Source organism: Corynebacterium sp. NML 120412 (assembly GCF_002285155.1).
In the GTDB taxonomy this organism is placed as follows: Bacteria; Actinomycetota; Actinomycetes; order Mycobacteriales; family Mycobacteriaceae; genus Corynebacterium; species Corynebacterium gottingense.
This window is the reverse complement of sequence record NZ_NSGL01000002.1, coordinates 205,855-232,182: the sequence shown is the minus strand read 5'-3', so window position 1 is coordinate 232,182 and position 26,328 is coordinate 205,855. Positions and strand designations below refer to the sequence as shown.

19 protein-coding genes are annotated in these 26,328 nt (G+C 54.1%); 4 read left to right on the top strand and 15 right to left on the bottom strand.

Annotation, left to right across the window (positions count from 1 at the left end; translation table 11 throughout):
- Positions 1 to 60: 60 nt before the first annotated feature.
- The 9 genes from CKJ84_RS08060 to CKJ84_RS08025 all read right to left on the bottom strand — a co-directional run bounded on the left by CKJ84_RS08060 (position 61) and on the right by CKJ84_RS08025 (position 15,881).
- Positions 61 to 1,713 carry a glycosyltransferase family 2 protein gene (locus tag CKJ84_RS08060; RefSeq protein WP_095546574.1) on the bottom strand — a complete coding sequence of 551 codons (1,653 nt, stop codon included), beginning with the start codon at positions 1,711 to 1,713 and terminating at the stop codon, positions 61 to 63.
- Positions 1,714 to 2,625: 912 nt separating this feature from the next.
- Positions 2,626 to 4,680, bottom strand: a complete 2,055-nt coding sequence (locus CKJ84_RS08055) for a glycosyltransferase (RefSeq protein WP_095546573.1) — start codon at positions 4,678 to 4,680, stop codon at positions 2,626 to 2,628.
- Between the two features lie 689 nt (positions 4,681 to 5,369).
- Positions 5,370 to 6,089: a DUF6270 domain-containing protein gene (locus CKJ84_RS12075; RefSeq protein ID WP_143340341.1), complete on the bottom strand. Its 720-nt coding sequence runs from the start codon at positions 6,087 to 6,089 to the stop codon at positions 5,370 to 5,372.
- Positions 6,090 to 6,137: 48 nt separating this feature from the next.
- Positions 6,138 to 7,292 carry a polysaccharide pyruvyl transferase family protein gene (locus CKJ84_RS08050; protein WP_095546572.1) on the bottom strand — a complete coding sequence of 385 codons (1,155 nt, stop codon included), beginning with the start codon at positions 7,290 to 7,292 and terminating at the stop codon, positions 6,138 to 6,140.
- Entirely contained in the window at positions 7,293 to 8,804 is a 1,512-nt protein-coding gene (locus CKJ84_RS12070) for a hypothetical protein (protein ID WP_143340340.1), read from the bottom strand. It abuts the gene before it with no gap.
- Complete coding sequence (locus CKJ84_RS08040; protein WP_095546570.1) at positions 8,804 to 10,045, bottom strand: glycosyltransferase; 1,242 nt, start codon at positions 10,043 to 10,045, stop codon at positions 8,804 to 8,806. Before CKJ84_RS08040 ends, CKJ84_RS12070 begins: the two co-directional genes overlap by 1 nt.
- A 126-nt stretch (positions 10,046 to 10,171) precedes the next feature.
- Positions 10,172 to 11,833, bottom strand: a complete 1,662-nt coding sequence (locus CKJ84_RS08035; RefSeq protein WP_095546569.1) for a heparinase II/III family protein — start codon at positions 11,831 to 11,833, stop codon at positions 10,172 to 10,174.
- A gap of 80 nt (positions 11,834 to 11,913) precedes the next feature.
- Positions 11,914 to 13,869, bottom strand: coding sequence for a glycosyltransferase (locus CKJ84_RS08030; RefSeq protein WP_095546568.1), 1,956 nt, complete (start codon positions 13,867 to 13,869; stop codon positions 11,914 to 11,916).
- Between the two features lie 11 nt (positions 13,870 to 13,880).
- Positions 13,881 to 15,881 (bottom strand): glycosyltransferase, encoded by a 2,001-nt coding sequence (locus CKJ84_RS08025; protein ID WP_143340339.1) that lies wholly within the window; start codon positions 15,879 to 15,881, stop codon positions 13,881 to 13,883.
- Positions 15,882 to 16,041: 160 nt separating this feature from the next.
- Between CKJ84_RS08025 and CKJ84_RS08020 the strand changes: the two genes are divergently transcribed.
- Positions 16,042 to 16,977, top strand: coding sequence for an ABC transporter permease (locus CKJ84_RS08020; protein ID WP_095546566.1), 936 nt, complete (start codon positions 16,042 to 16,044; stop codon positions 16,975 to 16,977).
- Positions 16,961 to 17,791, top strand: coding sequence for an ABC transporter ATP-binding protein (locus CKJ84_RS08015; RefSeq protein WP_095546565.1), 831 nt, complete (start codon positions 16,961 to 16,963; stop codon positions 17,789 to 17,791). The genes CKJ84_RS08020 and CKJ84_RS08015 overlap by 17 nt, the downstream gene beginning before the upstream one ends.
- Here the strand turns inward: CKJ84_RS08015 and CKJ84_RS08010 are convergent.
- The 4 genes from CKJ84_RS08010 to wecB form a co-directional block, all read right to left on the bottom strand.
- Positions 17,788 to 19,038, bottom strand: a complete 1,251-nt coding sequence (locus tag CKJ84_RS08010) for a glycosyltransferase family 4 protein (protein WP_233125614.1) — start codon at positions 19,036 to 19,038, stop codon at positions 17,788 to 17,790. The genes CKJ84_RS08015 and CKJ84_RS08010 overlap by 4 nt on opposite strands.
- Positions 19,039 to 19,422: 384 nt before the next feature.
- Positions 19,423 to 20,730 carry a glycosyltransferase family 4 protein gene (locus CKJ84_RS08005; protein ID WP_095546563.1) on the bottom strand — a complete coding sequence of 436 codons (1,308 nt, stop codon included), beginning with the start codon at positions 20,728 to 20,730 and terminating at the stop codon, positions 19,423 to 19,425.
- Positions 20,731 to 20,874: 144 nt separating this feature from the next.
- Positions 20,875 to 22,137 (bottom strand): UDP-N-acetyl-D-mannosamine dehydrogenase, encoded by a 1,263-nt coding sequence (gene wecC / locus CKJ84_RS08000; protein ID WP_095546562.1) that lies wholly within the window; start codon positions 22,135 to 22,137, stop codon positions 20,875 to 20,877.
- Between the two features lie 119 nt (positions 22,138 to 22,256).
- A complete protein-coding gene (wecB, locus tag CKJ84_RS07995) occupies positions 22,257 to 23,399 on the bottom strand; it encodes a non-hydrolyzing UDP-N-acetylglucosamine 2-epimerase (protein WP_233125612.1) in 1,143 nt (380 codons plus the stop codon).
- 125 nt (positions 23,400 to 23,524) lie between these two features.
- Between wecB and CKJ84_RS07990 the strand changes: the two genes are divergently transcribed.
- Positions 23,525 to 23,797 (top strand): hypothetical protein, encoded by a 273-nt coding sequence (locus CKJ84_RS07990; protein ID WP_095537277.1) that lies wholly within the window; start codon positions 23,525 to 23,527, stop codon positions 23,795 to 23,797.
- A 6-nt stretch (positions 23,798 to 23,803) separates the two neighbouring features.
- Here CKJ84_RS07990 and CKJ84_RS07985 read toward each other — a convergent pair whose 3' ends face one another.
- Both CKJ84_RS07985 and CKJ84_RS07980 read right to left on the bottom strand, forming a co-directional pair.
- Complete coding sequence (locus CKJ84_RS07985; protein WP_369801176.1) at positions 23,804 to 24,760, bottom strand: exopolyphosphatase; 957 nt, start codon at positions 24,758 to 24,760, stop codon at positions 23,804 to 23,806.
- A complete protein-coding gene (locus CKJ84_RS07980; RefSeq protein ID WP_095546560.1) occupies positions 24,757 to 25,323 on the bottom strand; it encodes a DUF501 domain-containing protein in 567 nt (188 codons plus the stop codon). Before CKJ84_RS07980 ends, CKJ84_RS07985 begins: the two co-directional genes overlap by 4 nt.
- An 85-nt stretch (positions 25,324 to 25,408) precedes the next feature.
- Between CKJ84_RS07980 and CKJ84_RS07975 the strand changes: the two genes are divergently transcribed.
- The gene (locus tag CKJ84_RS07975; protein ID WP_095546559.1) at positions 25,409 to 26,278 is read left to right on the top strand and encodes a hypothetical protein; all 870 of its coding nucleotides are present in this window, start codon (positions 25,409 to 25,411) and stop codon (positions 26,276 to 26,278) included.
- Positions 26,279 to 26,328 lie beyond the last annotated feature (50 nt).

Genomic DNA, 26,328 nt, shown 5'->3' with positions numbered 1-26,328 from the left:
AGTGGTTCACCCTTCCCGCCATCGGGAGTAATGAAGCGATAGATCTCCGCCCCTCAAGCGCTATTTCCCACCAACCCATTTCAAAATCTCGCCGGTCGAACTTATTCGAACTTTCGGATAGTTCGGCTGTATGGATGACTTGAACACATCCACGCTCTTTGCGTAATTTCCCGGAACCAACCTTACCTCTCGGCCAAGCATCGCCCCCGCTATCGCAACATGTAGCCTGTCCGTGGCTAGTACGCTAAAGTTATTTGCCAAGTTGAAGAACGGGTCGACAAAACGGTAGTCACCGTCCCCAAGCTTGCTCAAATCAAAATTATTCGGAACTTTTTCCGACAGTCCCTGCCCTTCGCGGTCCTCTCTCATCGCGAAAAGCCGCCAAACGCGATTTTGAGGCTCTACCACGGGCAAGTCGGTAAAGAACGCCATGTCGTGACAAAACGTTGCCGATGGCACTCGCTCAAGACTCGTGAACTTGTCACGTGCAAAGTACTGAACATTGGGCGCTGACACTTCACCCAGGTCATAGGTTGTGGGCAAAACAATAACAGCACGTGCTTCGTCTGCAAGCAAAGCTGCGAACTTTCGCGCACCACTAAAGTTCCGCGACCATGCTCCTCCGCCGCCTAAGACTACGACCTTCCCGGAAAATTTTCCAAGCCGCAAATCATCATCGAACTCGGATTTATTCAACTCCTCATAACGAATTCCAAAAAAGTCGAAGAACTGTCTCGTGCCAAAATTTATTAACCCGTCGCCCCAATTTCCTTTGGAAGGTGAAAAGACAACCCCTTCGCCTTTCGCGATTTTCTTGATTGCAATCGCCAGTCGACGGAATTCGGGAGCACCACGCAAATTTTCTAGTTTGGCATGCCCAGGGGCACCCGAACGTACCACAGGAGACTGCGTCAATTTCCCCGAGCGACTACTACTAGTTCGACTTGGTTCAAGCTTCTCAATGCAACGGTCATCTACCGCGTACTCCAAGGAAATTTTCTGATTCGGGAATTTGTAGTGGTGAAGTCGCGCTACGCGGGGGTCAAGCACTTCAAATGGTCCAGCTGAAACCGCATGGACCGAAACCATCGGCAACGCGTGCGATAGTTTTACGATGGACTTTACCCTCTGATCCCAGCCCTTTCCGTAGGCTTCAATATCTTTGCGGGCCCAACGCCGTGTGCGACTACGTACATTTTCACCAGGGACCCAATTACTCATATCAAAGTTAAAGTTGAGCAAACGAAGTCTCGGTCTCGCAGATTTAGAAATTAGAGTTTCTAATGAGGCGGAGCCGGGAACGGCAATGTACTCGTCAACATCAATTATCGCGACCCAATCCTCCGGATACGATTCTTTCAGCGTTGCGAGCGCCTTAGGCAAGGTCTTGTATTGTCGATCGGAAAGAGGATCGACAATCGGGTATCCGGTCCTGGCAATGTAGTCTTTGTGTTCGAGTTTCCAAGATTTGATTCGTCGGAGTCGCTCCTCATTGTCTAAGCCATCGAAGTATGGCCCATCTGGTTCAAGTACCGAGACATCGAGTTCAACACCATGTTCAGCCTGAATGCGATCAAGCTCGGCTTTACTATTGTCATTGGGGTTATCGAGCAGGATATGGAAATGCTCAAAACCCAATCGCTGATGATAAAGAATCCAATCCTCAAACCTGAATTCGTCGCCTCTTGACATCGTCAGAATGTGAAAGTTCATGGTTCCTCTCGATTGGATCCGCAGCGGAGTACAAAGTCTATTTGGAAGCGCGAGCCATTTTACCCAATTCCGCTCTCTCCAATACTGCGAGACTCTGTGCCGTCACAAACTCTACGACTTTATCAACTAAGACTGATATGGCAGAAACGTATGATGACAGGAGTCGCGCCTCATTCGTTATTTTCCTCAAATCGGTTGTTCTGCTACCAAGAAACTCCGGTCGACATTTTAGTTCAGCAAGGCACAGCGTCGTGACCGCTATAGCCAGTAGAGTCTCAATTGCAAACCTCATAACTGAGGTTTTCGTGGTCGAATGTTAGTGAGAACTACATTACCCACTACGATTCGGCAGCTACCAATAGACGTACTTCAGAACAAAGCTGAATCACTTCAGGCCGTGCTGCGCCCACTCTCTTTGCCAATACGATTGATCCCACGTTTAATTCCTCGGCCATTAGTACCGCTGGGGCCAAAACTGGCCGTGGGTCATCATCACCAAGACGAAACACTTCAGAATTGCTGCTCAGAATCATCGAATTAGTAGATCGCATCGCTCCATTCCATTTGTCTGCAGACATCAGACTGAGAGTCCTCACTCCCGGCTGAGGGAACTCCTCTGAGACAGTGACCTCAGTTGCCCCTGTAGGGAGCGGCTTTGGATAGTACTCGATTGGCCCGGGAAAGAAATCCATCTGTGAATGACGCGTAATCGCGGCCGCAGTATTGGGCCCCATCTTCTGAGGGCAAATGAACTCGCCGCCGCACCAGGGTCCGAAGATCAGATAGAGTGCGATCGCTTCGATTTCGGGGTTAATACGATTCGGTCCTCCGTCGAGGATCCACATTCTCGTCGGTGGCTCGGCGTCGTATTCCGAAAGCTCGGCCGTGTAAACAATTTGATGGGAACTATTCCTACTCTTCGTTATTTTCAATTTGGCCTCCCCAAAACTCGTTTCCGAAGATCAACCAGGTCTTGTCTTCCTCAAGGAGCATTTTTGCCTCAGATTCCGTACACACTCGTACGTCCCAGATTGCGTTGGATGCTCCGCTATCTCCGTCTCGCTTCGCCAACACAAAATCTGGCTTGAGGTCTAGATCAGCGGCTGATACTGAAGCACCCTCGATCATCCAAGCCAATTGCCCAAGTCTCATATCTACGCACTCGTCATCAAGTGCTGCTGGCGACGCCGAAAAATCCAAGCCGCATCGCCGCGCGGTAACCATGTCATGGAAGGTAGCGTTCTGAATGACTGCAATCGGAAGCTCGTGCGGGCCGTCAGCGCCAACCTTAACACTTGCCTGCACGAAGTCCCCCTGCCAGCGTACGGTCGAAGCACTGTTTACGAAGTCACCGGACAACGCCAAGTTTCGCTTGGCAAGTCGGTCAGGGAGAAAGAGGCTGATCTCTCGCTCGATCTCCTCTCGAGGCGCAGTTTGGGGGTAAGCGCCCTGCTTCTTCGCCTTCTCAGCAATGTTTCTCAAATCTCCGGGATTGAGACGCCACTGGATAAATCGGAGCGCTGATCCTGCGCTAGCAAGCTGCTGGTCACTGTCTAAGACGGTAACTTGCTTGCTGTGCATCCTTCTCAGCGTGAGCGGCTTCCCAACATGAGTCAGCGCGACGCCAGATCGCAGCATTCGCAGCATCAAATCGTTGTCTACGCCGCTGGTCAATGATTCGTTGTATTGGAACTGACGGACCACGTCTGTCCTCACCATCCAGGTGCTGTGCCCTGGAGCGGTCCCCTTCTCCATCGCATTCTGAATGGTCGGCTTCTTTGACACAATGAGCTCCAGCTCGCCCGACTCGTTGTCAAAATTGACAAAAGAACCGACATTGCCGACGTTTCCGGGTTCGAGATTTCCAATTTGCCACTCAAGGCGCCTTGGATGCATCAAGTCGTCATCGTCGAGAACCGCTGTATATAGACCCCGGCTGATCCGTGCCGCATGATTTCGTGCCGCAGCGATGCCCGCGTTTTCCTGCCACACGTACCGAACCCTGTCATCACCGAAGCTTTCAACAACTTCTCTGGTGTTGTCGGATCCCCCGTCATCAACAACGACCACTTCGAAATCCTGCATCGATTGGAACAGGACCGACTGAATGGACTCGCCAATCAACTCTGCTCGATTTTGGGTGCAAATCGCCACAGTAACTAGTGGTGGAGCGTCGTCAGGCTTGTGTTCCCACTGTATAAAGTTCCGGACGAAGGAGCGGTCGTTGTACAGCATGTCACGGTTGTTCTCGACTGCCGCGCGCCCCTCTGGAGTTTGGTCCACGGTTCGACGTGTTGGCGGATGCCACATGTGGTACATGCGTACAGCTGAGTCATTGATCCAAACAGTCTTAAAACCTGCCCGTCGGGCCCGCTGCGCGAAGTCCAGGTCCTCTCCCCCGTACGTGTGGAACCGCTCATCAAAACCGCGGATTTCAAAGAAGCCCTGGCGCGAAATTGCCATCATTCCGCCCATCCCCCAACGCGGTCGAAGCCGAGAGTTTCGTTCCATCTGCTGCCACTCGTCGGAGTTGGCCTCTACCCACTCATCGTTCATGGATTGAGGCAAGTCCCGGCATTGCAAAAAGTATGCCGCCTTCGGTTGCGACAGAGCTATCTCAAATATTCTCTCAAACGACTGCGGAGAGAAGACCATGTCTGCATCAGTTGAAACAAGGAGCGAGCCCGTGCTGATGGCGAAACCGGCGTTCAGTGCGCGTGACCGAGACCACTGCGCAACGTCCGGTGTGTACACATAGCGGGCGCCAAGTTTGTCGGCCAGGAGTTCATTTTCTTTCTGGTTTTCAGAGCCGTAATCAGAAATGATTACCTCACCGTTGAACCGGCCGAACGAGGCTTGGATACTTTCCACCGCAAGTCGAATGCGGCGCAAACCCCAATCGCGGAATCCAATTACAACAGAAATATCCACGCCTGTTTCATATGCGGCGAAATCATTGCTATGCATGCGGTTCCGCTCCTACTACGGTGAGACAATTGTTGTTGGACCAGGGTGCCCGAACTTGAAGATCGACTCGATCAATGTTGGGGCAGGAATCCCTCTTTGACCACGGCTGAATAAGCACAGAAAAACGGTCCGCCCCTTCGGGCAATGGAAAAAACTTGGTTGTCGACGGCGTCGACGTCCCGCTTCCCGGACTGTAAAGGAATAGACTCCTTAGCCCCGGGGAGAACGAAAGTCCGAGGTCGCTCGCTACATCTGCAGAAGGAGTCACCCCCGGAAACTGAAATTTTATGATATAGTCCTTATATTCGAATGCGCCGTCTCCAAACAGCGCCAGCCTGGCAGGCACCCCGGCAAAAGGTAACTCGAATCCTATCCGCATATCCGTGATAATACATGGAGTTATTTGGCAGTTTCCTTAGGGGGCGCTACCGTTTGATGATCGGAGTCCGACGCTTCTGCGAGCATGCGCCAAGCTTCTGCAAATCATGCATTCGACCAGGATTTCATGCAATTTTGCGTATTCAGGGAGCGCCCGTATTGCTAGCACTCGTGCTGCCAAACATCAGGCAGTGCTGTCAATAATGGACCGCGTTCAACAATGTAAACCTTGGCCACTCACCACACCGCCCTGTATGTGCTTTTACGACTAGTCGACAACCTTGTCAAGTACCTGCGCGGTCCCCTTAATACTAAGAATCTTTGGAAAAGCGTCGCCCGAGCTCTAAGGAAACCCATTCATAGAACTCATTGACAAAATGATATTGAGCTATTCCCCATAAATGCTGCTCCGTGGAAACACAGAGTTCAGAAGGAACCTCGATAACAGCTATGCCTTCATCAGCTGCTGCATCGTAATACCGTGCGTATTGTTCGTTCCACCACTTGGCCGGCTTGCCTTTTGTCTCCGGTACTGCTTGGCCTTCCCTTGAAGCTTCTGCAAAGTTGAATCGCAGAAGAACAGTCTTTTCTAGATCGACGGTGGAAGACACCATTTGCGCGGACGATTTAAAGAGCGAGAAATGTTCATCGGTCCCGAACTCAATCAACGGGCCATGAGGAACACGCTTTAGCCATCCAGAGTGGTTCAATTCGTTGAGCCAGGTGAGGTATCCCCCACGGTTTACCGGATAGACGCCCAGTCTCTCATCTACGAGATCTAGGACAAGGACATCACTCTCTGTGTTCACTGCGCGGCGTAACGCCGAGGAACTGAAATCATTTTCTAGCATCCTTTGCTGAAAAGCACTGCTCAGCGCGGACTCTACACCAGGAATATCTACCGCAGGATTCGTTGATGAGATCCAAGAACTCCGGGCAAAGTAGCTGCGAAGCTCAAGACTTTCAGATGCAACACGAACGACGTCTCGAGCAACGCAACTGCCGTACACCGCGATGTCCAACTTGCTCATTTGTCTCTCCTCCAATGTGCGCGTACTGCGAACCGAATCTTACCCGGACTAAATCGTGGGGACTTCTTGCTGCGGTAGGCCCGCTGCCGCCAAGAACGAATTAAACTTTCGGAAGTTTTCCGGAACTGCCTTCAGGAATGCGTCGAAATCAGCCTCTTCCACGATTTGCTGCACAGGCTTTTCTAAGACCTGTTCAAGGGACACCGCTGGTAGGGAAAGGGTCTTCGTCAACTCAACTGTTCGCTCATCGTGCGTGACCCACACAGCCGGGACTCCGGACAGCATCGACGCCATATTCACATGGAAGCGTGTCCCCACGGTTTGCGAGACCATTTCTCGGTTGAATTCCAACCAAGCATCCATGTGCCTGAACAACCGATAGCGGCTACGGATAAACTGGGAAAGTGCAGTTTCCCAGTCCGAAGCAGTCCTATCACCCGCCAAAAACCTGAGTGCCTCAGGTGCTTTCCTTACTTCACCGCTACGAAGTGTATCCACGAAGTACCGATGCACGTCCTTGTTCTCCGGCTCGATTAAGAAGAAGTTTCCAGCCACCGCTTGACGTACTAGATGCTGATCGGCTTCCCGAGAATAGCGCGTGACGTTCACCGCTGGGGCACGTTCCTCAGACTCCATGCCACTAAGCCGTTCTTGTAGGTCTTTAAACGCAGTCGGTTTGCTATAGTAGCTCGGACACCCTGTGACGAAGACTTGTCCTTCAGTCGGACCAACGACAGCCTCAATAACACGGCGAGTAAAATCACCTCGCACCGAAATTGCCGTCGTCTTCTCAATAATCTTCTTAAGACATCGCTGCCCCTCAGGTGGAAGAGCATCTGCAGAGATCTTGGCCCCAGATTTCGCTTGCGACCCAAGGCCGAAGAGAACAATCGGTTTCTCATACCCATCTAGTGCTCGCGAGAAGTAGTCATACCGCTTCCTCATCGCGGGCGAAAAGTCATACAAGCGGAAAAAATTCGCCATGGTAATGATCAAATGCGAACAATGATCATTGACAAAGTCGCGAAAGCTTCCTGACGCAGTTAACTGCCTCCATTCCGAGTCGAGCGTGGCCATGGTAGTGCCAAACAGATTCTTTGGCGCGTTGCCGTGAATGATATTTCCCGCGTTCTCGGGTACTTCTAACGGAAACTCGTCCGGGAGAGAGAGTCGAATCCCGTTTGTAGCGATCATTCTTGTCATTTAGTACTTCCTCTTTTGGACATCATCTATCTCGATGCGCCGCGTTGTGTAAGCATGCATATTGCCATTTTCTCCGGCCAACTTCTCGTAGACTCGGAAGACAACGCTGCTTCCTTCAGGCACATTGTCCCACTTCCAGGTGTTCTGCCTTCCATACCACTCCATCGCGAACTCGTTCGCTCCGACGTACAACCGCACCGCCATCGTAGAATTCTGGAAATGAGGAGCACAGGACAACTGCAGGCATTCGTCTTTGGCCGAGAGCGCGTAAAAAGAGCGAACTTCATCACCCTTTTGATCCGAAAACGACCGCAACATCGAAGCATAAATCACGCCGGTCTCAGCGTGATTTGCCCCCAAAACAGGAAGCGTCATGACATCCGCCTTTGCGTCCGTGAGAAAGCGCACCAAGGCTGGAACATGGGTGTCCTTGTGGGGATCGTTATCGCCGACCAAAATTCGAATTGAACCTCCGAAGTTTGAAGGGTCCAAGGTTCTCGAGAAAAGACCGTTCAGCCATTCAACGTCCTCGTAGCTCCGGCCACCTGCCATATAGTGCAAAATGCCTGGGTGGGGTCGCTTGAGAAAATCACCGATCAGAAATTGGGGCGCCGCTACGACTGCATTGCCAGACCCGAGTCTTAATGCATGCCAAACTGCCGCCGTCGCGCCCTTTGACGATCCGAAGAAGTAGACAGAATCGGACGGAGTGTTCCGATCTTTCAGGACTGAACGAATGAACCTCTGCACCGAGTCAGCAACAGAAAAGTCTCGTCCCTCGCACAGATAGTAGGTTCCTTGTTCCCTTGCATCATCAAGGATGAAATACTGGGTGCCTGAAAAATTCGCTAATGAAGACTTGTAATTGAAGGTGAGATCGCCAACAGACGACATTGCTGAAAAAACGAATGCGACCTCGTCGCTAGTGCCAGGAATCGTCAAGTACCTTACGGGCACTCTATCTCGGAACTCTTCTGTTTCCGAAAGTAGCGCAAACGACCTGTCGTTGATGACGAAATCCGACGTGCGCACACGGATAGTTAAATCGAAATCAAACCGCGTCCCGAATGAGTAGACGGACGATTCTGGATTCTCCCCTGGACTATCTTCAATTGCGGAAGAATTCAGATTACAAAATTCAAGTTCTCCGCAACGAGTCCCGTCTTCAGCGACAAAGTGAATGAAGCGACCTTGCCGAATTTGCCTGGTTCCAGGCAACGACACCCTTACTGCAAGAACAAGAGGAGCTTCACTAGAGCAAAAGAATCGCTTTACTCCGAGTTCGGCGTCCCATTCGCTTGTTCCTCCTTTCAAGTTGCCAAATTGAAAGGGAGCGAATTCCCCGTAATATCCGCGCCAGTAATAGTCAAGTGGATCCTTGACTTCATTACAGCTATCGCCGGTTGGAAACTCGAAAAAACCCTCAAGGCTACCGGGCGCTTCCATCGCTCCAAACGCGACAACGAAATTCTCTGGCTTTACTTGTCCCGTTTTCGTACGAAAATCGCGCATTATGACTCATTCACCCTCAGATAGGTCAACTTCAGCGGATTCTCTGGGTTCTTCCATTCCCTAATCTGCAGTTCGGTGCACACGTATCCAGTTGGCAAGCTCAGAGAAAACCGCATTTCACCCTTACCCCGCCGAAGTGGGAGGTACTTAAAGAAGCCGACTGTGGGATTCTCCGAAAATGAAAGTCCGTTGACGCTACTTGCGAGGTCTTTAGCCTCCCCGAGCCCTAGCTCACGATCGTTCTTGCCTTCCGGTTTACTGTCTCGCTCAATTCCGAATCTCATAATATAGTTTCTCGGATCAAGTGCTCCAGAAAACTTGAAACCGTACTTGATTGAGAAGGAGTTCAATGGCTTCGGCAGCTCAAAATCGATCGGCTGTTTTGCAGATTCCTCGCCTTTAAGAAGTTCCCAAGACTCTCCGAATTCGACATTTTTGAGATGCGGAAAGGATCGACGAAAATCAACTGCGCTGGCTAGCTCATACTCGTGTAGCATGCCTTCAAGCTTTCTTAAGCGCTCCGCTTCGGGAACGTTAACTAACGAGTCTTGGTTTGTGGACCTTAACCATAGATAGCTCGGCTCCCTTGAATCGACGATCATCGCATTGTGCTCGTCGACGCGATTGTGGCCTCCCCGAGCGCTTGGACCCACAATTTTTCCGCCGCTTTCCTTCTTGTGTACAGCAGTGAGCCCGATTGCGATTTTGGGCCAGGTAACTTTCCGAGGACGGAAAATCCTCCCTTCGCTCGTCACCGCTGTGTACCCATGCGCAAACGTTACCCACATCCCAACGAAGGGGTCACGAATGTAACCCGCCATTCGGTCAAAGAAATCATCCGCAAGCAAGTCGTCATCGTCTAGCCGATATGCACCGACGCATTCAGTGTCAGCGATCTCATCCCCTACGACCGATTGCCAGGGTGATGCTCCCTCTTTTGGAGCCTTCCGGTCCAAGACTAAAAATGGATGCTTCTCTGCAGCCTCAGTGAGCATCTCCTGGTACTTCGCAGGAAGATTTTCAGAATACGAAACTACGTGACGGATACGATGCCGTTCTGACGCTCGATTGAGCATAGGCACCGTATTCTGCATAAAGACCTCCGCGCGCGGAGCAAGTCGCTCTTCGCTGAAAAGATACTTTTCAAAAGCCGCCTCTTCTGCGGAAGAGGTTCTCGAGCTCGACTTCCAGTCGCCAGCCCCCGGATTGAAGAGGCTAAAGCGCGTGTGCCCCACGAACATAGTGTCTCCTAGTCACAACTATTAATTCTGTTTGATCTAATTCACGACGGCGGCAAAGCCATGCAGCACAATTTCGCTTAAAGCATTCGCCCCAAAACAGGCTAGCAAAACCGTGGTCGTTGGAACCTACACTTCTCCAAAGGAAACCCTGAGTAGGTGTTTACCTTTCAAAGTGCTGCTCTCCGGATCCTCAACAAGCGGAATCCGAAATTCCAACATTGTAGTCGGTTGGGATGAATAGTTTCTGGGAGAGATAAAACCACGAGCAGGTCCACCCCCGGGATTAAATCCGCGAATGAGCTCAACTGCACCTCCGTTGCCGTTAGTGGAAATATCCATACGGGCCCTAGGCATTGTTACCGAAATCGCGCCTTCCCGTGAGAAAGTGACTTCCGCTTGGGGATCCAACACAAAACGTGATACGGCTTCCCTCTCACCTCTGGTGGACTCGACCGAATCACGGATCAAAAACGAGTGCTCGTCCAGCCACGTCACCAGACGTTCAGCAACCACTCCCCTAAAACCATATCGTCCCCTTACCTGGAACGCGCCAGCCACCACAGAATTTGAAAACTCCATGTTGGCTTCAACGAGACGAGTTCCCGCCCCGTATGCGGTAACCTTTTCCGCTCGCACTCCGTCGAACTCTCTAAAGAAGAGGCCAGAGTGACCTAGTTGCCCTCGTATAGAGGTAGCGACTGGGTCATTCGCGTCATACGACTTCAGTCCAGCGTCCTGGATAAGCGCCTCACCGTTATGCCAGAGATAGATGGACGAATCATCTAGTTGTTTATGAAAGACCCCCCGGTAGCCGCAAGTGAACGAAAAGAAAGTCTCATCCGACGATCGCGTGAGCAACCCATTTTCTGGCGAGGCCCACAGTCCAAAGAGAGGCGAATACTCTGATTGCTGAGAGTATGACCCATCTCCTAGTGGTGGAACAGCTCGATTCGGCAGTAGCATGTGACGATACGCAGTCGTAGCCCTGGCGTTCAGCTTGCCCAAGGATTCGTCTTCTTGGCCGTACGCCCAGGATTGAAAATCCGTAATGCTCTTGATCAGCTTGAGGTAAAAGGCCTGATAGATTGGCGTATTTTCGTTCGCAACCCCGTCGTCGCCAAAGACTTCCTTAAACGTCTCATTCAAAAAAGTGACAACGGCACCAGGACCAATCTCTCCCTCCTGGTCTATCGCGATGCAGCCTTCTCTATCCACCTTCGCCCGTGAAACGTCGTTGAACATGTAAAAGCTATGCAGAAGGCTGATTGCCAGCATGACGCCGTGGTTATTGGGGCGCAACAATGACAACTCGTCTACGTATTTGTAGATCGAAAGCACAGATCCGCAGAGAAGCTCGTCCCGTTCTGCGCTCAGGCGTGACCAAGGTCGCTTCAGGAGCCAAGAGCGCAAGTCACACAGTGTCCTGAGCTGGAGTGCGTACTGATGGTCGAGACTACCGCTGAATTCCCCACCAGGTCCTCGAGGATCGACCGCGACATGATTTTTGAGCTGAGAAAGGAGACACCACGTAGTATCCTCATCTCCTTCATCGAGAATCGACGTCGCGTAGCGCATTGAGTTGACCCAGAGGCGAGTTGAGTCCCGGTCGGCATCGAAATTACCGTTGAAAGCTACGACGGGATCGGCGCTAGAAATCGTGATCGTTGCCGAGTTTGGCATCGTGATGCTCCACGCCGAATCAGATCGCTCAACTTTCCAGCGGTCTGGAGAGCCATCGGGAAACTTCAGCCAATAGTCTGGCCTGTTGTCCGCTTTCGCCATATCCATTTCCAACTGCCGCCTTTACACTCCCTCGATATAAATTCCGCGTCACCCCAACGGGTTACGGACGTCGATGTCAGGAAATGTCAAGCCCTTACCGCTTTCATCATTTCCTCGATCTTCGGCCAGACGGAATCAATTGAATACAGATCTTCGATGATGGCGCGGCCCTTCTGCGACTCCCGTTTCACATCAATTTCGCCCTGAAGTACCCCGCGCAATGCTTTCTCCAATTCTGTTGAAGAGTCAAATACCCACTGCTTAGGGTATCCTTGCTCGGCTCCGCGCCAATTCAGCGTCATGCCGATGCTGCCGGCGCAGTACCCTTCGGCCACTGAGACTTGCATACCCTCAAAGTCACTCATTGAAATGACTGCAGCGTTTCCGCAAAGCTCTTGCTTAGGGTCGACCCACCCGTGGTATCGCACGTTGTTTTCAAGTTCCCGTTCGGCAATAAACGCACGGCATTCTTCGTAATAGCTTGCTTCCTCCGGCTTGTTCAACACCCATTCCAATTCTTCTGGCTGCTTGCCGTATACATGAAGTTCCACCTGAGGGAAGTCCTCCTTCAACGAGGAAAGTACCTCGAGCGCCTTTTTGAATCCCTTGAGGCGAGGGACAATTCCAACCATCGCAATCCGTCGCAGCCGATCCTCGTCGTACTCGCCTCGTTCGTAGGTTTGCACATCGAGTGCGTTCGGGATCAGCCAGAGTTTCGATCGTGGAATGTCGAATTTATCTGCGATGTCACCGAGCACGTGAGGAGCGATACAAATGATCCCGCTTACTCGATCAAGGTTGATTTGATTTCCGTAGTCGACAGTTACTTCGGACCTATGAGCCCTGACAACCATCCGCTGGTCTCCGCGGAGATGTTTCGAATACCAGACAGCGGCGCCCAATAGCCATTCGACCCAGACAAAGTCCGCCCATGCAAGAAGCTGCTTCGACTCTCGTTCGTCGTGTCGAGTATGCCCCTCCCATTTATCGATTCGCACAGGATAGTGGTCACGAATGCGGTTCTCGATCGAACCCATAAACTTCAAATCGTGACCTGCGACCAGAACTCGCAGCTGAACGGCCTGATTGAAAACTGCGTGATCGCGCGCCAGCGCTGCATCTACGAGCTCCCTGTAACGGGGTTGGAAGGCGAAGGAGCGAAGGGATGCCTTGTGCCGATTGCAAAAGTCGGCGAACTCATCAAACGCTTCTTTCGACAATTCCTCGGATTTAAACCATACAAACTGTCGTAGGGCGTACTGGACGGCGGAAAAGCCGTGCTCCGCAACGAAAGAAATGCCAAGCTCAGAAAGGTTTTCTTCCACTTCATTCCAGGACTTCGTAAAGTCCGAGAACTGCTCGGAATTAATTTTCTGAGTTACAGACTCGGCTCCGACAGCGTTTCGCACGTATGTCCTTGATGGCAGCGCACGGTATCCAATCCTATTGCAGTGGAGCAAGACTTCAGAGGTAAATTTGATGTCCTCGCCAATACGACGTTTCTCGTCGAAACGAACATGATGGTCCATCAGGATGCTGCGCTTAGCAAAAAAGCTGCACGTGAGGCTTTGATGCCGAGTAATTGCTCGAATTCGCTCGTTCGCGGACTTCAGTGAATCCCATTTGGGGATCAAGTCCCCGATACGTTCTGTTCCGTCCCCCATACGGACACGCAGGGACGTTCGGACAGCATCATAGTTGTATCGCTTAGCGGTCCGCAGAGCGTCCTCGATGCCTTTGGGCTCGAGCACATCGTCCGAGTCTAGGAAGTAGATCCATTCGCCGCGAGCTTTACCAATTGCGTAATTTCTTGGACCAGCTGCCGAACCAGAATTTTTTTCCAGCCTGTAGACGCTCCAGGAGGGGTTTTCAACCGCAATTTCACTGAGTCGCTCAAATGTATCATCCGAGGAGCAGTCATCAACGAAGATGACTTCGCAATTGACGAGCTCGCTCGTATTACGAAGCGAATCGATGGTTTCTGCCATCTTTGCGATCGAATTGTAGGTCGGAATCGCGATTGTCAGGTCAAAGTGGTTCATGATGTACCTCTTTAAATCTCGTAGGTTGGGATTTCACGACCAGTAAGCGCTTCCTTGACAAACGAGGTAGCAACCAGGCTTGCCGGGGAGAGGGGCGCAGGACCAGACTTGTAGCGCAGCTCCGAAGAAGGAGCGAACTTGATCTGCCCCTCAAAGTACGACGTGTGCAAAAGCATCTCCTCAATCTCCTCAACTTCAGGAATATCGGAAGATCGGTCCGCGTACACAAAGTGTCCGCTTTGCATGAAGCTCCTCACGCGGAATTCGTTCTCCACAATGCTGCGTTCACTAATAATTGTTACGTGCTCGTCGCGACGCTGAAGAAGCTTGAATTCGAGGCTTTGCTCGGCCCCTGATTCTACGATCACGAGCAACTCGCTAAAACAGTTCCTCGATTCAAACTCGTTGATGAACTCCGAAAACTCGGACATGCTGCGGATTGAGCAGATGAGAGTCGGCTGTTGATGCCTAGATTGGAAGGAAATTCCCACTACACGCAAGATCTTCTCGGCACGGTGGCGGTAGGTGTTATTCAGAGCGATGTTCAGCGCCCGACGCTGCAGGTCTCGGTACTTCTCGGGCGTCAATGAAGCCAACGCCTCCGGGTCAGAATCTGCATAGATTACTGAATCTCCGAAGAATTCACGTACGCCCTTCGCGTCGTTCGATAGAACTACGCTGCCGGAAGCAGCCAACTCAAACACCCTTCGTGCAAACATGGTGCGCGAATCGGCAACCGTGTTCATTGTGATGCCATATTTCGACTGCTTGTACGCCTGTGCAGTTTCCGTGTAGGGAATTGCTTCACGGGTAAATTTTTCAAACCGCTCTGGGTAACGGTAAGTCTCAAGTGGGCTAGACTTCATGCGGTCATAAATGACCAAATCTAGGCCAGCATCCAGTACCTGATCCATAATCGCGGCTTGGGCCTCGCACCGCTTTGGGTACATGCCGTACCAGGTTCCGGCGAAATTCACCGAGTCAGTGGCGTCGGCTGTCCCCATGGGATTAAACAGCTTTGGCTGTACCGCGAACGGGAGAACGTCTACATAGTTGCAGCCCGCGTCCTTCTTGTAGCCTTCTACGCACTCTTCCGCAGTCGTGAACACGTAATCGAACAACGCGGCCGTACGAACAAAGTCGTTGATGCGATCGGAGTAGTGGGTGGGGTCTTCCTTGTTCCAAAAGACTGTTGGAATTTGGTGCTTGTGGCAGTAGTCAAGAATGTCGAGCAAAGCGCTGCGGTTTTCCTTTGGCCATCTCACCGAGGCGTAAACTTTCCCTTGCCATGGGTGGGTTTTCGGTGATCCTCCCTGCCAGGCCGACTCACAGAAAAACACGGCCGGCTTGTATTTGGTAAAAATGCTCCTCCAATTCGAGGGAGTCAACCGCAACGCATGAAACTCACTCTCGAAAGAGTGGAACGTGAAATCGTCCGCAATCATCGCAACTGGGACTTCGTCCGCGAATGGTATCCCTTTGGCTCGGTAAGGAAGATCAGGTTCAACCGGCACATACGGTTCTCCACCAGTGCGCGATTTCACCCACTCTTCCGCAGCAGAGCCAACCAACGGGACCCGCTTACGCGCTTTTACCTCGGCCGGCAGCACGAAGTTCACGGGCGCGCCAGTTCGCCGGGTCTTCGGGTCCGCTGCGGGGGCCGTGGGGACCTCCATCTTCCGTGCCACTTTTTTGGCAACCGCAGCTGGTGTTGCTTGAATACTGCGGACCGCAGCCTGCAATGCCCTGAGCTCTTGCTCGACCGCTACGTAGCCATCTCGGGAGCGCAAATCGCGACCAACAGTTTCGGTAAGGAGACGGGTTCTGCTCACAGCCCGGCCCAAGTTCACATCGCCAATAAAACCAGCAGCTTGCGAAGCGAGAACTGCTGACCCCGCAAGCGTTGCCGGCCCCCATTTCTTGGTTGTAGCACCAAATGCGGCAGTCGTCAGAACTGATGACCCGACTGCGGCGCCAAGTCGAAGTAATGAACTCTTTGAAGGTTGAAACACTAGTTGCACTTTCAAGTCGCGGTTAGGCCAATGGATCACACATTACCTTAACCGAACTTCATTTCTTCGGTCTCACTTCTCCTTAAAATCACTGGGTTTCGGCTGCCGTTTCCAATATCGCCCGCCGAGAGGAGTAGAATCGCCATCCGACGCTTTACCGATGAGCCACATCGCGCCGGTTGGAAAAATCTCGAATCTTAAGGAGCTCAGCGTGAACGTGCCGGGAGAACTCCCCAAGCCGCAGGAGGCTCAGGTGGTAGTAGACGATGCTCAACTAACGGGCACTCAGCCGCGTCCGCCGTTGATCACCTACATCAAGTCGCTTTGGCAGAGAAGGTTTTTCATTTGGGAGGACTCAAAGAGTAAATCTCTCACCGACGGCCGCGACATGTTCCTAGGTAATTTGTGGATCCTTATTAACCCTCTCATCCAGGTTGGTATTTACGCACTCGTTTTTGGCCTTATCCTGAAGACGTCGCGCGGCATGGAGAATTTCATCGGCTTCTTGGTACTCGGAGTCATATACTTCGGGTTTGTTTCGAAGGGAATCAACTCTGCAGCGGGCCTGATTCAACGTGAACGAAGCATGATTACGTCATTTCATTTTCCGAAGGCTTCGCTCGTGGCATCGATGATCACTAAACAGTTCATTGATAATTTCCCCCCAGCACTCTTAGCCATAGTGATCGCGCTTCTTTTCCAAGCTCACAAGGCGCCCAGCCTAACGTTGCTTTTCGTTTTCCCGATCTACGTCTTGATGCATATTTTCGTCGCTGGATTGCAGCTCATCATCGCACGCGCGACTGCGTTCATTCCAGACCTCAAGGGGCTTGTTAATCTCACAGTTCGAGCGCTGTTCTTCCTTTCTGGCGTGTTTTTCTCTGTCTCTCGCTTTGATGCAGAGCCCACCATCAAGTTGATTGTCGAGTTGAACCCAATCTATCTGTTTCTTTCCACGCTTCGAGGATGCGTACTGGAGGGCACCATCCCCAGTATCGGTGCTAGCGCATACCTCATCGCCTGGTCAGCGATCTTAATCATTGTCGGGTTCATTTACTTCTGGAGAGCCGAGGCGCGATATGCAAGCGTACGCTAAACCTACAGTCGTCGTTCGCGACGTAACAAAAACATACAGCGTTTACCCAGGAGGTTCGTCGCGGTCACTATTCGGGGCACGCAAAAAGGTTGAGGTCGAGGCGCTCAAGAGTATTAGCTTTGCGACGTTTGCGGGCGAGTCGATTGGCGTTCTCGGCCGAAATGGTTCCGGCAAGTCGACACTCCTTTCGATTATCGCTGGCAACGAGTCTCCTACTACCGGCGAAGTCCTCGTCTCCGCGCCACCAACCCTCTTGGGGGTTTCCGCTGTGCTTCAGCCACATTTGTCCGGAAGAGCGAACGTGCGCCTTGGTCTTCTAGCAATGGGCCTTTCACCCGACGAAGCGAGTGAACTGGAGAGTTCTGTTGCGGACTGGGCAGATATTGGCGACGCGATCAACCGTCCTTTGAAGACATATTCGTCTGGAATGAAGGCCCGCCTACGATTTTCAATCTCCACTGCAGTGAAGCACGAGATTCTGTTGGTAGATGAAGCGCTGTCGACGGGTGATGCTACGTTTGCTGCACGAGCGAAAGAGCGGATGGATTCTTTCCTAGATAGCGCAGGAACGATTTTTCTCGTCTCCCACGGCCCTGCCGCAATCAAGACACATTGCACCCGAGCTTTGTGGATTCACGACGGTACTTTTATCGCGGATGGTCCTGCAGATGAGATTTCCGATGCATACCGTGCCTGGAGTTCCTTTTCCTCCCAGCGGAAATATGACAAGATGCGCGTGATTGTAGATCGCATTCGCGCCAAGTACGGAAATCCTCCACAAATCGTTCTAGGTAGCGAGTTGGACCACTCTTAAGTCTCTGAGCTGTTTCTGTTCATTTCCAGCACCTCTTGGTATATCGATTTGTAGATCTCTGCGTTGTGGCCCCACGTATGTTCATCTAAAAAGGCGTCGAGTTTTTCAGCCCTGGGAGGCTCTTGGTGGTACGCAGTCAAAATGCCTTCCGCCATATGTTCTGAGGACTCTGGCGGGACGTACTGAGCGAACCCGCCGGTGATTTCCCGAAGCGGAGGGAGGTCGCTAGCAACCACTGAGCATCCAAGAGCGAGCGCCATCACGGGTTTTATTGGAGTGACGGCACGACAAACTGCGGTGTCTTTGCGCGGAACTGCAAAGACATCAAGTGCTCGATACCAGTACGGAATTTCTTCAGATGGTTTTCGCCCGACGAAATGTACTCGTTGCCCGAGTTGCAAACGATCCTTAAGCTCTTCAAGCGATGGACGTGCAGTTCCGTCGCCGACAACGACGCACTCATAGTCTGAAGGCAACTGCGCGACCGCCCGCAGAAGCACATCGATGCCCTCGTACTCAACTAACGACGAAATAATGCCGACCAGCTTCTTTTCAACCGGCAAGTCAAGCAGCTTTCGAGCTTCAGATCTGGCGATCCCTTTCGCTCGAAACTCTTGAAGCTGAACACCATCAACGGCATTCGGAACGACATGGATCTTACTTGCGCTGACACCGTGCTCTCGAATGCTCTGCTTTTGGACCTTGCTAAGTACGACGACCGCATCCGCCGCTTTCATCGCCTCGAGCTCTTGGTTGCGGGAACATTGGTACAGCTCCGACTGCTGAGCCTCCAGGTCACCCAACGACTCCCGTTTAGCCAGCCAAGTCTTTTCTGGCTCTCCCCTGACCTCATAGATCCATGGGACACCCAGGCATGAAGCCGCTTTGCTGACGATCAAGGCATTTCGAAACGGGGTTGTTGTATGCATAAGGCTGATGTCTTGGGCGGCAGCCTGTCGAACCAACGCCTTCACCGTCTTTGTGCGTACAACGGAAGCGTTAATCGGCATAAACCACGGTATTAACCTTGTATATGTAATGTCACCTTCCGCTTCTACATTCGACCTAGCAAACCTGCCTACAACTGCGGGATACCCCAATCGGGTTGTCGGGAATACTTCAACGCCTGAACGCGTCAAAGATTCAATAGTTCCTCGTGAACGCTCCGTGTACCCGGACAAGGTATGCGGTCGACTATTCGTAAGAAACAGCAAAACACGTAGATTCGTCGCTGAGGTCTGCTTCATGTGGTTTCGACTCGTTGCGTCGCTAGCGGGGCCGCCCATCGTCGCAGTGAGCTCCTGCTGAATTCCCCGTAGATGACGAGTCCGAGGGCTAGAGAAAAACCTGCCTTTTTCGAATTGAGATTTCGACCGCAACGCGGCCATCGCCTCATTGATTTGCCCCTTTTGCAGTAATTGCAACGATGGAGAAGACGTCCGCTGCGCTAAAAGCGATGCCACCTTGCTTAAGCGCAGAGCTCCAGGAATCGGCATTTGCCGGAGCCTTTCTGACAGCGAAGTCAGAAAACGGGGAGCGTCCGTGAGGAGTCCTGTCACCGTCACGCTCGCCATTACGGAAATCTGACGTACCAGGAACGAATAGCGTTGTCGCGTTGTCACGAATTCTCCTTATTTGCCACGCTTCCGCTTATAGTGTTGCGCTTCCGATACAGCATTCAAAAGACTAGGCGGCACCACCTCGGTGCGTTCTGAATTTACCCAGTCCAGTCCCTCGGAGCTTACAGATAGGCGAGATGGGTCCCTGGCAAGATCGCACCACAAGTTTGCCAAATCCTCCGGGGCCTCCGGATTCACCACATCGCCAGCGTGGAGCTTTGAGATAAGTTCCGCTGTCTCACCAGTGACAACACCAGAAATATGGATCCCCGCCTCCATCAACTCGTATGTCTTCGACGGAACTGCCCTTGCAAGCGGCTCCCAGTCAGTAAGGTGCACCAAAGCAGTGTCAGCCCACTCATAGCAATCGCCGAGTTCGTCAGCCGGCCGACGATTTTCAATCGAGATTCGAGCTTTCGAATGCTCGACAAGACGTGTCAGCGGTTCACGGGCAGCGCCCGCACCTATGAGGCGAAGATGAATGTGAATTCCTCGCGAGGCGACCATGTTTGCAGCTTCGATCGCATTAGCAAGATTTTGTGCCCTCCCGAGCGTTCCTGCATACAACACGTTCAAACTATTTTTCTTGCTTCGCCCACCGTGTTGTCTCTTAATAGGAGTCTTTGGTGGAAACACATTTCGTATTGTCGTTATGCGAAATGAACCTCCCTCCAATTCCTTTTTCCCAAGCAACTGAGAACGCAAGAAGTCCGAGGTCACTAGAATGCCCTGCGAGTTTCTGAGCGTCCGATATATCGCCTTTCTAGTTATCGCCGTCAGAATCTGGAGGGGGCCGTTGGACAAAAGTTTCTCACGAATCGACTTTTCCCCGATGCTACGATTCCATCCTGCCGCTTGATCAAGGAGATCCGGCCATGCATCTCGCAAGTCGACCATATACGGCACGTCAAAAACGCGTCCGATAATTGCCGCGACTACCGATGTTGGTATTGCGGGGACGGTTCCAATCACAATTTCCGGTTTGAACTCTCGAATCCCACTCGACTTTCGAATCGCCATCGTAATCATTCCGGCCGCTACAAAAGCCTGATTTAGCACACGCGAAGTGAGTGAGCGGCTATCCGGAATGTAAGGGCTCCGGAGGATCAATTCTCCTGAGGGACCAACTTCTGGGCTCGAGCTAGTCCGCAGTGCCTGCAACCACTCCCTGCGCGTCACCTTTCGCTGGTAATGCGGAGGTGGTGCGACAACCATCACGTCATGACCAGCAGTAGTCAAAATATTGGAGAGCCACGACCAACGGCGTTGTGGAACACCGTTTTCTGGGTACCAATACTGCGAAACGATCAGGATTTTCAAATTGAACTACTTATTCTCTCCGGGCGGATCTATGGTAATTCTGCCAGCAAAACAACGTGGCAAAGCTCACTATGTGAACACCCACATTACACACACCCGAAGTTTTGCCCGAACCGGCAATCGCGGGAGGTGACGGTCGGGCAGTTACTTCCGCCAGACTCCCTTTGTATCGATAACCGTCTTTCCTTCAAGCATCGACCTATCCATGGCAAGGAATTCTTTGTGATTCACCAACAGGAGGATCACGTCGGACTCCTGAACGGCCTCGGCCAATGTTTGCTGTCGCAGGTTTGGAATCTCCGCGAGTTCTTCCGGGAGCTGCTGCACATTCGGCTCCACGACTCGAACATCCAATCCTGGGTTCTCCGACGCGAGCCGCTTGACAATCCCCAGTGACGGCGACTCACGCAAGTCGTCAATATCGTTCTTGAAAGCGATGCCAAGTGCAGCTACGGTACCGTTCTCGTTACCATCAACTGCCTTCTTTACCTGTTCCATAACCCATTCGGGCTTGCCGTCGTTGATGTCGCGCGCCATCTTAATCAATTTCGACTCTTCAGGAACAGAGGAAACAATAAACCACGGGTCAACAGCAATGCAGTGTCCACCAACGCCGGGACCTGGCTGCAAGATATTGACGCGCGGATGGTGATTCGCCAGCTCGATCAATTCCCAGACGTCAATCCCCAGCCGGTCAGCGATAAGCGAGAGCTCATTAGCGAACGCGATATTCACGTCTCTGAACGAGTTCTCAGTGAGCTTTGCCATTTCCGCGGTCGTCGCATCGGTTTGCAGCAATTCTGCAGAACAAAACGTGCCGTAAAGCGCGACTGCAAGCTCGGTACCGCGCGGGGTCAATCCGCCGATAACCCGGTCATTGCTTTCCATTTCCTCCATAATGCGCCCAGGCAGCACGCGTTCAGGACAGTGGGCCACGAAGATAGCATTATCTTCATCGTCCCCGATCGTCAGATCAGGACGCTTTTCCAGGATGTAGTCGGCCATGGCGCGGGTGGTCCCCGGAGGCGAAGTCGACTCGAGCACAACGAGAGCGCCGGGCCGCAAGTGGGGAGCCATCGCATCAACGGCGGAGTTGATGAACCTGGTGTCGACCTCGTGATTCTCGCCTTTAAACGGTGTCGGGACGCAGACAATGTACGCGTCCGCTTCGATTTGATCAAAGCGAGCGGTCAATAGGCCACGGTTGACAACGTCCTTCAACATTTCGTCGAATCCGGGCTCTACGAACGGAACTTCGCCCTTGTTAATGGTCTCAACAAACGCGGGGTTGACGTCAACACCAGTAACCTTAATTCCCTTCGAAGCAATGAATGCCGCGGTGGGGAGTCCGATGTACCCCAATCCGACAACGCAAACGTCCTTGAATTGTTGCTGAGTATTAAGCATATCTGGTTGAAACCCTTTCGTTCACAACTCTTTGGCTACGTGTCATTACCGACCACCGTGCATTCAATCTCAAGAGTAAAAGATACACGGCCCGGATCTATATTGAGACTGCTATGTCGTTACTGCGCGGGAGCCGCTGGACTGAATTCGTCAATCCTTTCCCCTACACCAACGATCTCTGCGATCGCTGCTACGGAACGAGTTGCTGCTCTGCCATCACCGTAGGGATTGACCGCGTTGGCCATCGCTTCGTAAGCAGCATCCTGATCGAGGAGGTTCTTGGCCTCGGCCTCGATGCGTCCACGATCCGTGCCAACCAGCTTCACGGTGCCGGCTACGACTGCCTCAGGGCGCTCGGTGTTCTCGCGCATGACCAGAACCGGCTTACCCAGCGAGGGCGCCTCTTCCTGTACTCCGCCCGAGTCAGTGAGCACGAGGTACGCACGATTCAGTAGTGCAGTGAACTGGTCATACGGGAGCGGATCTGTGATGATCACGTTTGGCAGATCCTCAACCTCAGGAAGCACCGCATCGCGGACCTTCGGATTCAGGTGGAGCGGGAGTGCGAACGCGTAATCGGGGTATGCCTTCGCAAGGTCCTGCACCGCGCCTCCGATTTCGGTCATCGCGTCGAGGTTCTCGCGACGGTGGGTGGTCACCAGAACGACCTTCTGATCGTTGTCCTGCAGGGCCTGGAGGCGCTCGTCATCAAATGCGACGTCCCATTCCTTGGCAGCCAAGAGGGCGTCGATCACCGTGTTGCCCGTGACCACGATGTCCTTGCTGCGGAAGTTCTCACGGCGAAGGTTTTCCTTGGACTGCTCGGTCGGCGCGAGATGGAGGCTGGCGAGCTGGCCAATAATTTTGCGGTTTGCTTCCTCCGGGAACGGGGAGAAGATATTGCCGGTACGCAGCCCCGCTTCGAGGTGAACGATCTTAACCCCACTGTGGAAGCCTGCGAGAGCAGCGGCCATTGCCGTCGAGGTGTCGCCCTGAGAGATGATGACGTCGGGTGCTTCGGACTTAATGATTGGATCAAGACCCTGAATTGCCCGGGAGACGAGCTCATTGAGGGACTGTCCCGGCTTCATCAGTCCCATGTCATGATCAGGCTCGATCCCGAAGCGCTTGTTCACCTGCTCGAGCATTTCGCGGTGCTGACCTGTGGACACCACCACAGACTCGAAGCGGTCATCGTTCTCGAGTGCTTTGATTACTGGCGCGACTTTGATTGCCTCGGGGCGGGTGCCGTAGACAGTCATCACTTTCGGTTTGGGGGAAGACACGATTCCTCGTTGCGATGTTGGGGGATAATCACTTCCCCCTAATCTATCGCAACAACCGTCAACACGTTGTGCCGGTGCCATCAACCAGTAAGGTGGGGGCCATGTATCAATTCGTTGTCGGAGCAGCCGCCGGGTACGTGTTCGGCACGAAGGCCGGCCGCAAGCGCTACCACCAGATTGTCAACGCTACCCAGGCAGCGGTGAACTCGCCAGTAACCAAGCAGGTGGTGGAGTCCACCCGCAAGGCCATCGCGAACAAGATTGACCCCGAGCCGCGCATGCGCGAGGTCAAGGACCTGCGCAAGGGTCGCAGGCTGCGGGGGAAGAAGAACCCGGAGCTCGAGGATCAGATCCTCGAGCCGGATGAGGACTAAGGCGGGCTAGGCGGCCAGTAGGCCGGACACGATGCCGTCGAGAATGTCCTTCTCGCTGATGATGAAGGAGGTCGCGCCGGCCTCGCGGGCGAAAGCGTCCATCATCTCCTCTACGACGGTGGAGCCGGAGCCGATGACGTCGGCGCGGCCGGGGTGCATCGGGCCGTACTCAAGGCGCTGCGACGCGGTGCGGGCGCGCAGGTCCGCGGTGACCTCCCGCATGCGCTCGAAGGGGATCTCCGACATATGGATGCGCGCGGGGTCGTAGGAGTCGAGGTCCTGGGCGAGTGCGGAAAGCGTCGTAAAGGTGCCCGCACAGCCCACGAACGTGCGGGCCTGGGCGAAGGGGACGACCTCGGCGGCGTCGGCGATGCGATCGCGGATGTAGGTGCGCGCGGACTCGGTTTCTTGGTCGGTCGGCGGGTCTGTGCGCATGAAGCGCTCGGTGATGCGGACACACCCCATTTGGGTGGAGCGCGCGCCCTGGTCCATGACGAACTCGGTGGAACCGCCGCCGAGGTCGATGACGCAGAAGGGCCCGCGGGCGGGATCGATGTCCGCCGTGGCGCCGCGGAACGACAGGTGCGCTTCCTCGTCGCCGGAAATGACTTCGGCCTGCGCACCAGGCTGGATCTGGCCGAGGAGCTCGCGGGTCATGGCGAAGAAGTCCTCGCGGTTGGAGGCGTCGCGGGTGGCGGAGGTGGCGACCATGCGGACGCGCTGCACGCCCTCGGCACCCATGCGCTCGGAGTAGGCGGCAAGCGCCTGGCGGGTGCGCTCGATGGCCTCCGGGTTGAAGCGGCCTGTCTCGTCCACACCTTGGCCGAGCCGCACGATGGTGTTCTCGCGGGTGACCTCCGTCAGCGTGCCATCGTCGTCGCGACGCGTGATCAGGAGGCGGATGGAGTTGGTGCCGCAGTCGACGGCGGCGACGGTCATCGGTGCGTTCTGTGGGGTGGTCATGCGAGCCCCTCCCCTGCCTCGTCGAGGGTGATGCCCAGGTCCTCGAGCGTGGGCCAGTCCGCGGGGATCGCGGAGCCGCGGAGGTTGCCGTGCTCGGCGGCAAGGGCAACGGCCTCATCGCCGAAGCGGACGCGGCCCGGGCCCTCCGCGAGGGCGTAGGCGATAAGCACGTGGAGGCACTTCACCCGCTCCGGCATCCCGCCGCCCGAGAAGTCCGTGCCCAGGTCCTCGATGGCGTTGCGCTCGGCCAGGTAGTGCTCGTGCGCGGCGAGGTAGTCCTTGCGCAGCGCCTCGCCGCTTTCGGAGTCCTCGTTTAGGCGGGACTCCATCCACTTCATCACCTGGGCGACCTCGAGCCGCGACGCTTCGGCGGTCAGGCGTGGGTCTGTGAGGTAGTAGAGGGTTGGGAAGGGCGTGCCGTCGTCAAGCTTTGGCGCGGTCTTGAGCACCGCTGGCTGGGCGTCGGGCGTGCGGTAGGCGATGGCGAGGACGCCGCGGGGCGCGCGGCCGAGCTGCTCGGCGACGGTGGCGAGGTCCTCCTGCGTGGGGGTTTCGTGTTGCATGGGGCTATTGTCGCATAGCGTGCGCACGGGGCACTTGGCGCGGCGGGTAGGTTGAATGCAGTGTCTGGCCACGATTGGAGGAACCGTGCATCCTGAGCGCGACTACTCGCGGTACGCGGGCGAGGTGTACACGTACGGAAGCCTCGACGACTTTGCGGCGGGGAACGTGCCAAGCGGGATCCATGCCATCAGCTACGGCGCTGGAGCGTTGGAGGTGCGGCTGGTGCGGCGCTCGAGCAACGCGCTCGTGGTGGCGTTCCACGCCGCAGTCGATCTTTCTTCTTCCACGATTCCGGTCTTTACGGGCCAGAAGGTGACGCAGGATCTCGACGCCTCCGTGCTGTTCATTTCAGACCCGTCGCTGGAATTGGGGCTGTCCATCGGCTGGTTCACGGGAGACCGGGAGCGGCCACTCCAACGGGATCTGGTGCGCGTGATCGAGCACGTGGTGGCGGAGCTTGGTGCCGAGGTGGTCGTGTGCCAGGGATCCTCAGCCGGCGGGTTTGCGGCGCTGTACTACTCGCTGCAGTTGCCGGGGTCGCTGGCAGTGGCGATGAACCCGCAGACCAACATTATGAAGTACTACCAGCCGCGGGTGCGCGACTATGTGGACGCGTGCTGGCCTGGTGGGGTGGGTGGAGCGGATGATGTGACGATGGATTTGGTTTCGGCGTACTCGGCGGCCATGCCCAACAAGGTGCTCTACCTGCAAAATCGTGACGACGCGTTCCACTTGCAGCACCACTTTGGTCCGTGGGCAACGCGGCTGCGAGAGCGCTACGGCGTGGACTGGTGCGCAATGCCCGGCGACTGGGGCGACGGGCACGCGGCACCGCCCTCGTTCGCGCAATCCGCGGTGCTGGAATACGCCCTGTCGTTCAGCGGGGACTGGGACGCGCTCATGCGCGACGACGAGTTCCGGGAAGGGCTGCGGCTTCTCGGCGAATCTAGTTAGGGCTGCGCCGGGTTCCGGGGCATCGGCGGGCGGTTCGGCGTCCTGCGGCG

Coding starts and splice junctions, on each gene's coding strand:
- CKJ84_RS08010 (WP_233125614.1), bottom strand. CDS start 19,038: ATGAAGCAGACCTCAGCGACGAATCTACGTGTTTTGCTGTTTCTTACG.
- CKJ84_RS07985 (WP_369801176.1), bottom strand. CDS start 24,760: ATGACCACCCCACAGAACGCACCGATGACCGTCGCCGCCGTCGACTGC.
- CKJ84_RS08030 (WP_095546568.1), bottom strand. CDS start 13,869: ATGAACCACTTTGACCTGACAATCGCGATTCCGACCTACAATTCGATC.
- CKJ84_RS12070 (WP_143340340.1), bottom strand. CDS start 8,804: ATGCGCGATTTTCGTACGAAAACGGGACAAGTAAAGCCAGAGAATTTC.
- CKJ84_RS12075 (WP_143340341.1), bottom strand. CDS start 6,089: ATGAGCAAGTTGGACATCGCGGTGTACGGCAGTTGCGTTGCTCGAGAC.
- CKJ84_RS07980 (WP_095546560.1), bottom strand. CDS start 25,323: ATGCAACACGAAACCCCCACGCAGGAGGACCTCGCCACCGTCGCCGAG.
- CKJ84_RS08055 (WP_095546573.1), bottom strand. CDS start 4,680: ATGCATAGCAATGATTTCGCCGCATATGAAACAGGCGTGGATATTTCT.
- CKJ84_RS08060 (WP_095546574.1), bottom strand. CDS start 1,713: ATGAACTTTCACATTCTGACGATGTCAAGAGGCGACGAATTCAGGTTT.
- wecC (WP_095546562.1), bottom strand. CDS start 22,137: ATGCTTAATACTCAGCAACAATTCAAGGACGTTTGCGTTGTCGGATTG.
- CKJ84_RS08020 (WP_095546566.1), top strand. CDS start 16,042: ATGAGCCACATCGCGCCGGTTGGAAAAATCTCGAATCTTAAGGAGCTC.
- wecB (WP_233125612.1), bottom strand. CDS start 23,399: ATGACTGTCTACGGCACCCGCCCCGAGGCAATCAAAGTCGCGCCAGTA.
- CKJ84_RS08050 (WP_095546572.1), bottom strand. CDS start 7,292: ATGACAAGAATGATCGCTACAAACGGGATTCGACTCTCTCTCCCGGAC.
- CKJ84_RS08040 (WP_095546570.1), bottom strand. CDS start 10,045: ATGTTCGTGGGGCACACGCGCTTTAGCCTCTTCAATCCGGGGGCTGGC.
- CKJ84_RS08035 (WP_095546569.1), bottom strand. CDS start 11,833: ATGGATATGGCGAAAGCGGACAACAGGCCAGACTATTGGCTGAAGTTT.
- CKJ84_RS08015 (WP_095546565.1), top strand. CDS start 16,961: ATGCAAGCGTACGCTAAACCTACAGTCGTCGTTCGCGACGTAACAAAA.
- CKJ84_RS07990 (WP_095537277.1), top strand. CDS start 23,525: ATGTATCAATTCGTTGTCGGAGCAGCCGCCGGGTACGTGTTCGGCACG.